The 8,158-nt window shown below is 46.0% G+C and carries 8 protein-coding genes; 1 reads left to right on the top strand and 7 read right to left on the bottom strand.

Annotation, left to right across the window (positions count from 1 at the left end):
• Positions 1-113: 113 nt before the first annotated feature.
• The 7 genes from KDX37_RS28330 to KDX37_RS28300 all read right to left on the bottom strand — a co-directional run bounded on the left by KDX37_RS28330 (position 114) and on the right by KDX37_RS28300 (position 6,851).
• The gene (locus tag KDX37_RS28330; RefSeq protein ID WP_231656513.1) at positions 114-1,022 is read right to left on the bottom strand and encodes an ATP-binding protein; all 909 of its coding nucleotides are present in this window, start codon (positions 1,020-1,022) and stop codon (positions 114-116) included.
• Positions 997-1,662, bottom strand: coding sequence for an ABC-three component system middle component 1 (locus KDX37_RS28325; protein WP_231656512.1), 666 nt, complete (start codon positions 1,660-1,662; stop codon positions 997-999). The genes KDX37_RS28330 and KDX37_RS28325 overlap by 26 nt, the downstream gene beginning before the upstream one ends.
• Positions 1,643-3,049: an ABC-three component system protein gene (locus KDX37_RS28320; RefSeq protein WP_231656511.1), complete on the bottom strand. Its 1,407-nt coding sequence runs from the start codon at positions 3,047-3,049 to the stop codon at positions 1,643-1,645. Before KDX37_RS28320 ends, KDX37_RS28325 begins: the two co-directional genes overlap by 20 nt.
• A 341-nt stretch (positions 3,050-3,390) precedes the next feature.
• A complete protein-coding gene (locus KDX37_RS28315) occupies positions 3,391-4,107 on the bottom strand; it encodes a hypothetical protein (RefSeq protein ID WP_231656510.1) in 717 nt (238 codons plus the stop codon).
• A complete protein-coding gene (locus KDX37_RS28310; RefSeq protein ID WP_191960268.1) occupies positions 4,104-4,778 on the bottom strand; it encodes a hypothetical protein in 675 nt (224 codons plus the stop codon). Before KDX37_RS28310 ends, KDX37_RS28315 begins: the two co-directional genes overlap by 4 nt.
• A 10-nt stretch (positions 4,779-4,788) precedes the next feature.
• A complete protein-coding gene (locus KDX37_RS28305; RefSeq protein ID WP_231656509.1) occupies positions 4,789-5,853 on the bottom strand; it encodes a hypothetical protein in 1,065 nt (354 codons plus the stop codon).
• Positions 5,850-6,851 carry a hypothetical protein gene (locus KDX37_RS28300; protein ID WP_231656508.1) on the bottom strand — a complete coding sequence of 334 codons (1,002 nt, stop codon included), beginning with the start codon at positions 6,849-6,851 and terminating at the stop codon, positions 5,850-5,852. The genes KDX37_RS28305 and KDX37_RS28300 overlap by 4 nt, the downstream gene beginning before the upstream one ends.
• A 270-nt stretch (positions 6,852-7,121) precedes the next feature.
• On the opposite strand from KDX37_RS28300, the gene KDX37_RS28295 reads away from it, so the two are divergent.
• The gene (locus KDX37_RS28295; protein WP_231656507.1) at positions 7,122-8,015 is read left to right on the top strand and encodes a hypothetical protein; all 894 of its coding nucleotides are present in this window, start codon (positions 7,122-7,124) and stop codon (positions 8,013-8,015) included.
• The last annotated feature ends 143 nt before the right edge of the window (positions 8,016-8,158 follow it).

Raw genomic sequence — 8,158 nt, 5'->3', positions numbered from 1 at the left:
GCCACCCTTATCGTTGCTGTTAGTCATAAACATACCCGTTTGCCTATCCCTTATCTTAAGGGGGGAACGGTGTCCTGTCTTTCATGGGGCTCGTTCAAACGGTGTCCTGTCTTTCATGGGGCTCGTTCATCGTTGTGAACTCTGGTTCTTATCGTGGCTTTGAGTGGCAGAAGGGCGATAATCTTGCTTACGGATTCCTGGTAGGCAGCATGGTCTACCGCTGAGTACATTGAGAACAGGATCTGATTGTCCCACCCTGGTTGGACATCGGTCGTTGAGAGCTTTTTGTACTCAACGATCCCAGCCTCTGCCTGTAATGTGTCTCTTAGGGTGGCTACCTCTTGGGTGAGTGATTCAACTTTAGCCTTACGCTCAGGGTCGTTGATGTGCTTTGTGAGCTTGTTGTATATGTTGTTGCAGCTCTCGATCTCTGCTTCGATATCGCTGATGTTAAAGAGGTTTCCTAGTTTATCCTTGCGTTCGTCTACCCGAGTGTGTAGTAGTCGGTTTTGTCCTTGCTCCAGATAGTTCAAGAAGGAAAAGTTTTCCCTGAAGTTTTTGCCGAAAACTTCGTCAAGGAAGTTGTTGTCGCGCTGATTGATTTTTGTGAAGTCAGACGATTCGAATTCCGGCAGCTCGTAAAGCTTAAAGTTTTCGTACTTGTCTGCACGATTGTTTGCTGGTTTTTTGAATATTGCAGTTGGGCAATGTCTTGCTAAAACAAGTTTACGGTCATGATTGATGAATTCAATTTTAATGCAGAGGTCGTTCTCGCCGGAGCGGTTGTTCCAGAAGAGATTGTCGGCGTAATCTCTTTTATTTTTGGTTAATAATGTTGAGAATAGGTTTTGTATTCGGTTTATCTGGCCGGTTAGTAGCAGTTCGATGGCGTCGAATATGCTTGTTTTTCCATAACCGTTAGGGCCGTCCAGAGTTAACAGGGACGACTTGCCGAGATCCAAGTAAATATGCTTGAATGCTTTGAAACTAGAGGCTTCAATCTTGGATATTTGCCAGTTCATTGCGAATCATTTCCTTGATAAATTCGTCGGCGTTTTTGTTTGTGACTTGCTGGATGGTCGAATACGTATCGTTCAAGCCGGCTTCTGCAACGGCCTCAGCTGCTTGCAACCTCAAGGACACAAGGTTTCCTTGATGGCTAGGTAGTTCTAAGAAGGGAAGCTTGATAAAGGTCTTCGCTGCGAAGCTGTACTGTGTTGCGGTAAGAGGGTTTTCTTTATAGCCAAGAAATTCTTTTTTGTCAGCGATCACAGTCACCAGTTTGTCGTAGGTGAAATTTGTGAGAGCACTTTCCTCCGCAATGCTGTAATAGAGAACATACTTTTTATAAAAATGCGGGTCTTCCTCGATTGCGAAGATTTCTTCTTCGTGATCCTTGAATTCGGCCAGAACGTGAAGGCGATGAATGCAAATCAAGTCGCAATTCTTCTTGAAGCTTGGGTTTCTGAGAAGTTGCTCAGGAGCAAGGTGATTGATTCGGTTATTTAACTCCGCTGGGTCAGGAAGGTCGTCTAAAGTATGTACCACTGCGAATCTGATTGCAGATCCAGACTCGCGAACATAGAAGCTTGTGGTGTCCAGGTCACGTTTACTTAAAAAACCATGGGCAACAAGTGCTTCATCAATGAGTTGCTTTATCATTCAGTCGACCCTCCGCGTCGTCTTTTGTTATTACGCTAATGCATAGCGACCTGGTGATGTTGCTTTCAAGTTTTTCAGTGGCCTGCTTGTTGTTGAAATCATCTGAGTTTGTGAATTTTGTATTAAAGGTGAATGAGGCTTCTGCTTTGCTGGCGATTAGATGGTTGTACTCAAAAAGTAATCTCAGCAGATCTCCGTTGTTTTTCATTTCACTAATCATGTCAGACTCACACTCTTCGCTTTCATCTACGTCAAGAGCGGTAGGTACGTAGAATCGATTTTCTCCGTCGAGGTAGTGTGGGAGATGTTTGAATACGGGCTCCGCCGAAATAGCTTGGATGAGCTTGGTATATCGCCTAATATCGTTCGTCTGAACGTCTTGAAACCGCTCGGAAGGTTTCATCATCTGGCATAATATTTTCAATTCGTTAATATGTGTATCGCGAATGTGCTCGCACAGATGCCTAGCTCTCTCATAGGTAGCGTCACTCATTGTTGGTAACGCCTGATCCAGTCGTTGTTCTAGATGGGTTTGGAGTCTGGCCTTCAACTCAACCGCATAGTAGTCCCGATTCTGATAGGGGTTTTCGGCCAGCAGGTCATCTAAAATGTTTCTGGCCTTGATGCGGCCCTCGTATGCGGCTCTGTCTTCTGAGATTCCGTCGACCTGATTTAGTTTGTGATTATGTATTGCCTTGGTGCTGATTTTTTCTGACAGTAAGCAGTAGTTAAAATTTATAAGGTTGTCACTGACAATAATAGACTGCTTCTCACATAGCTTTCTAATGAGTTTTTTAGTCAGCTCTTCAATTTCACCCAGGCCGCAATGATAGTTGTCTCCGTAGCGGTAGAATTTTACTGTTTCTCCGCTAGCGCCTTTGTGATCGTCTGTATTGTTTAGCTGGACGGACACGTGGAAGTAACGGGTCGTTCCTTTGACTTTGTCGTATTCTATTAAAGTGGACTGTTCCAGTGCGGTGGTGTAACCACTACGATATTTGCTTATCTTCGCTTTGACTTGATGGGCGGTGTGCAGTTTCCCATCTTTATAAATAGCGAAGTCATCGCTACTATCTAGTTGAAGCTCGAATTCTAAATCGCCATCGTGAATAAGCTCTAGGGAGTGATAAAGTGCGATTTTTCCTTGATACACGAAGCCGCTCCAGGACGACACCGCGCTGGCGGGGTACTTCTCATCATCTTCTTGACTCACATGAACTCCTTTTGCTGTTAGCAATCTTTCAGTGTGGCCGAATGATATCACTTCATTTCGTTGCTTTTGCGTATCTGATTTTGGTTTTTTCTTTTTTCTTTTTTCTTTTTTCTTTTTTCTTTTTACTTTTCTGGCATTTATTTGTCGACAAATAATCGGTAAAAAACGATTCATTAATCCGTAATTGTGTCTGTGGACATCCAGCTTCGCTTGCCGATTTACTCGGCAAGGCCTGTGCCCGTTTCGCCCACCCATCGGGCGAGGTCAGAATGAAAGCTCGCGTTCCGCCAGCGGATTCCAGGTTGGTCGGTGCGCCCGCTGTTGAGCCGCCTTCTGTGCGCTCAGCTCCGCTGTCAGCGCATCGTTCATCGCTACCAGAGTGTGCGTGTGTCGTTCTTCAGTTTTCGAATGTCTGCCCACGCTTCGTGTAGCTCATCGAAATGCATCAGGTACTGGTGCTGGTAGGATACTAGCCTTGATGAATCTTACGACAAAAGGGGGCTCGCGCGCCGGCCTCAGCAGCCGTCGTTCAGACGAACTGGTTTTCGCACCAAGGGATAGATCTTGAACTCATTATCAATCCTTTCGAGCCATCCTGAATTTTCTGGTTTGCTTGCCGATCCCCCTACGATCTTTATAGCGTATGCCCTGCACGCCTCCAGAAGCGAGTTCGGGATATGTTCAAGTAGCCCTTTGTATTCTTCGACGCCCCCTTCACAATACTGGTACAAATCGGCGCACCAAAGATCGTAGACCCAGTCACTGATTTCCTCGTCGCTTTGTGGAAGGGCAACCAATTCTTTGACGAATTTGTTCAGGTGCTGACGCTCCCTCTTGGAAAAGCCTCGGGTGGTTAGGCTAAAAAACTTCAAAGCCTTTATAGCTGGTCTGACTCTCCATGTGAGCGAGTCAAGTGAGTCTGGATCTCGCATAAGCGGCACTAGCTGATATGGGTTGAGCTGCTCGCCCGTATCAACTGCCACCGAGCGTATTATTCGGTCAAGATTGAAGCTTCTACGGTCGTTTCGAAGGTGGCAAAAAGCATCGATAGTCTTATCGGCCTCCTTGCGCAGGTCTGATATTTCCCTCTCTGTGACTGTGCCTGTGCCGTCCTGGTATCCAATATATATCCGCATCGTCTTGCCTAATGTCTGTTCAACAATGGAACCAGAGATCTCCCGAGGATGACTCAGGCAGATCTCACTACCGAATTTTTGCTGGGATGCATTCATTTCTTGAGGCGGGCCATTAAAGTTGTTTCAATGTACGCCTGCACTCGAGGGGAAAGGTCACCGCTCAGCTTACAAATTCCGGTTCTCGTGAACCCTACCTGGCCCGTCAGACCTTTGTAGCGCACGGAGTAAGATCCTGCGTCGACGACTGAATGCGACAAACCAAAACCTTCGACGCTCTCGGGATCAATTCCGACCTTGGAGGCGATCTCAACACGTGCGGTTGCAGCAATGGAGCTAATGGATCCGGATAGTTTTAACGAGTTCAGAGTGATCGTCTGGAAGCTTTTGATTGAGTCTTTGACTATTTTATCAGTGACAAATATTTGCTCGCAGCTAAATCCGAAGCCAAGTATTTTGTCTAAACTGTTGAGAAGCTCTTTAGAGGAGCGGGGCGGATCTTCCATTCGGAACATCAGCTGATCAGTACCAAGTAGTGTTACCTTTTGGCTACACGTTGACACGACTTCATTTTGCTTACTGATACCGTCAAGGTCTATAGACGTAGCATATAAAGATGTTCTCCAAAAAAATTGGAATGAGCGATCTGGAATATTTACTATGAAACCACTATTTAGTGAGGGATCGTATCGGTTCTGCGCCAGTTTCTGTAGAAACTCATCCACAGAACAAGGAACTCGAACGGCATACCACTTGAATCTTGAGATCATGCTTGCCTCACTATTTTATAGCTAATATGGCTTTTTTAGCGGACGTCTCAATCGCCTTGGATAGTTCATCAATTTCAGGTTTTAAAGGAGTTCTGGAGCGAGGGAATTTTCCATCAATGTTTGGGTGGACTGACTTCAACAGAATAGAGAATTTATGACAGTCTTTAGGGTCTGCAAAAGACGCCTCGAGCTTATAAATATCACCGTTCCCTAATACTCGCTTGGTTAGCCAGCAAATTTTTACAATAAAGTAAGTGTCCGATGATATTAAGTCATTAAGGATGCCTGACCTGTTCACACCGTTTCCACGGAGCAATACTTTTTCTATGTGCGTTTCGTCTTCGTCGCTTGTTAGGTCGTCTCTATCGTCATCGGATGGCTTAGGCTTATACACGTAAACATCCGTAACATCCCGCTTGCTAAAACCGTCAAGGCCATCGATTAAGTCAATAAAAAATTTCGTTCTTACCTGAGGTGATGGTTTGTCAAAAAGTGTGACGATAAACTTTTCAATCTGGGTAGATGCTTGCGTTGTTATGCTTGATACTATTTCATCCCGAATTTCGTTGGTGAAATCATTCTGGGGCGAAACAATACTATATCCGTATCCTGTTTTAGTAAACTCGATTACTGCATCCTTAACAACGAGCTGTGCGAACTCAGATTTTTTGTAATCGAATCTGGAGTATTGGATAGTTAAACTAAAGTTGTCACCATCTCGTGAGATGTAAGCGTTATCTCCTGATTCGATAATCTCGCGTTTTAATTCCTCGATAGCTGAGCGTACATCGTTGACGTCTAGTTCTCCCAGGAGCTCCACTGTTGTTGAGCGCTCCCTACGTGGAGCTATTCCGATTTTTTCGGAAATGAGCTTGTGATCATAGTAGTCATGAGTAAGTCGGGAAAAATAGTCAGCCAATACTTCGCGGTCTGTTGCTTTGGAGACGATAGTGTTTCTATTTCTAAATAGAGTTGTCAACGTCTGTGCGTCAACTTTATGTTTCTGTACGAGCGCATCAAAGACGTTTTTGTCAGATGCGAAGTACAGTGCGGGGCCAAATTTTCTCTTTTTCATTCTCTCCACCCCATCCATGCGATATTGTAACCATCTACCATCGAGGTGATAGAAGAGATTTTTATGTCGTTTAGAACCTGCTCGCGTATAGGATCGAATCCCCACATTTTCGCGTACTTTGTTTTCGCAAGGTTGAAGTTTGCCGTTACATCATGATGTGGGGATTTATGGGTGACACGGATCTGGACTTCTTTTCCCGATTCCAGCATTTGGTATCTGGACAGACTGTCAAGAAGGTATTCAAACTCTTCAGGCGATGCGCCAGGTCTGTTGTAATACACGACGTATCCGGCCTGTGAGTTGTTCCCTGACTGTAGGTTACTGTGCTGAAGAATAAGGTAGGGGCTGGTAAGCGCTTCTACAGTTGCGGGTTGACCCCAAACATCACCCTGCCGGTGTCGCATTACTAAGTCTGGATAATAGAATGTATAGTCAGGCGATATTTTGTGCTGGTGTATTAATCGCATAATGTCATTTGCGATGCTGTATAAGCGCATCAAATCTTCAGGGCCAAAGAAGTGAAGGCAAACATTGGCCGGAATTGGGATGGAATCGAAGCCTATATTTTCGATCAGGTCGCCAAACGCTTTGTGATAGCCATGATCATGATTGTGGACGATCAGTAGTCCGCGAACTTCATGCTCTTCAGACGTATCTATGCTGAAAGTGCTTCTCCAAGACTCAGAGTCCTGCGCGCATTCAATAGTCATTGCCAATGCTTTAAAAGCGTCGCGAACCTTTGTTTTGGTGATTGATTCTTCTTTGTAAGCTTTCAAATCGGAATGCAGGTAGATTGTCGATCCAAGGTATGGATCTTCATAGAAAAAAATCACATCGCCAGGATGCTTGTCCTTGGGTTTTTTTGTAGGCGTAAGATGGTGAGGGCAATGGCAACTAAAGTTTTCATTCCAGCGGGGTTTTATTTCCCATTTGAAATAAGAAAATATGTCTTGGACTAGCGCCTCAGCAATTTCGCCAATATTTACTGTTTCCGACATGGTGCATCCCTAGCAAATTTCCGGATTGGCCTATAGGCTATTTGCCATCATAGCAGTCCTCAGGGGGGTTGTACTGCCTAGGCGCTTGTCGATCCGGATCAATGGGTTCCCTGCAGGAGCTTTGTCGGTGACAAACCATCTGGAATGGAGATTCCTGCTGGTTGCACGAAAGCAAGGAGGTAGCGTGTTCTGGTCACCTTCAGCCTTCACCTCACTTGTCGCTGAGCTGCTACGTTGTTTATCAGGTACATGAGAAAACAGGAGGGAAGAATGCGTAGTTTTCAAGGGGCAGTGTTGTTTGTAGATATGCTCGGATTCAGCGCTCTCACTCGAGGGAAACTCAACCTCACGGAGTCCGAATACACCCCTTGGAAAATCACGCCTGAAGGAAACTTTCCCCATCAGCTGCTTGCTGCTCAGATTTTGCTATCTTTTCGAAAGATACTGATGCGAACAGGTCGCCGATTCAAAACCGTGAAGCTTGCACAATTATCAGACTGTGCATTTCTTTGGTCTGAGGATCTTGGTGCTGTTACAGACGCAGGACGCTTCTTGATGCACGAAGCGATTGAGGCAGGATTGTTATGTCGGGGCGGTCTTGCCTTTGGAGATATCCACGAACCGAATAAAATTGATCGGACTATTGGAGCCTTCATTGTTGGCGATGCTGTGACGAGAGCAGCGACATACGAGACCATGGGCAAGGGAATGCGAGTGTTTACAGATGCAGACACTGCTGCTGAGATCCTCCTGAAACGTCTTCGTGAGTCCTTTCACGGGCTTACCAACCCTCTGACGGGCGAAACGGTTGATGAATGGCTTTGGTACGCACCCGAGTCATTGCTGGAGTCTCAGCGCAGCGGAATGGCGTTAGATGAAGTGGTTAGACGGCTGGTGTCATGTCATACCATGCTCCGCTATTCACCACGTTTTGCATGGAATGCGGTTTCACCTGAAGGATGTCGGCAATTGGCATGCTCAATTGTCGCTATTTCGGATGCCATGCAAAAGCTCTCGCGAGGCTACGGGGAGTTTGAATTTACGGTTGAGTACCTCATTGGTGCAATGCAAAGTCGCAAGGATGCCGTTCGTGAAAGGGTGCAGAAGCAATTTTCCATAGAGCTTTTGGAGATGGCAATGTCTCGTGATGTCTGTGATCAGTGATCGAGTTTTGCGCCCCACCTGAGTAACGCCGCTCCTGTGGCAGCATGCGGATTCCACGCCATCTGGACACTCAGCCCACCAACATCCGGACACCCGTTCCACGCTCATCCGGACAGGCAGTCGGAGCGCAGCTACGCAGGTTC

The organism is Pseudomonas californiensis (assembly GCF_021147775.1).
GTDB lineage: Bacteria > Pseudomonadota > Gammaproteobacteria > Pseudomonadales > Pseudomonadaceae > Aquipseudomonas > Aquipseudomonas californiensis.
This window is presented reverse-complemented; position numbering and strand designations above follow the sequence as displayed.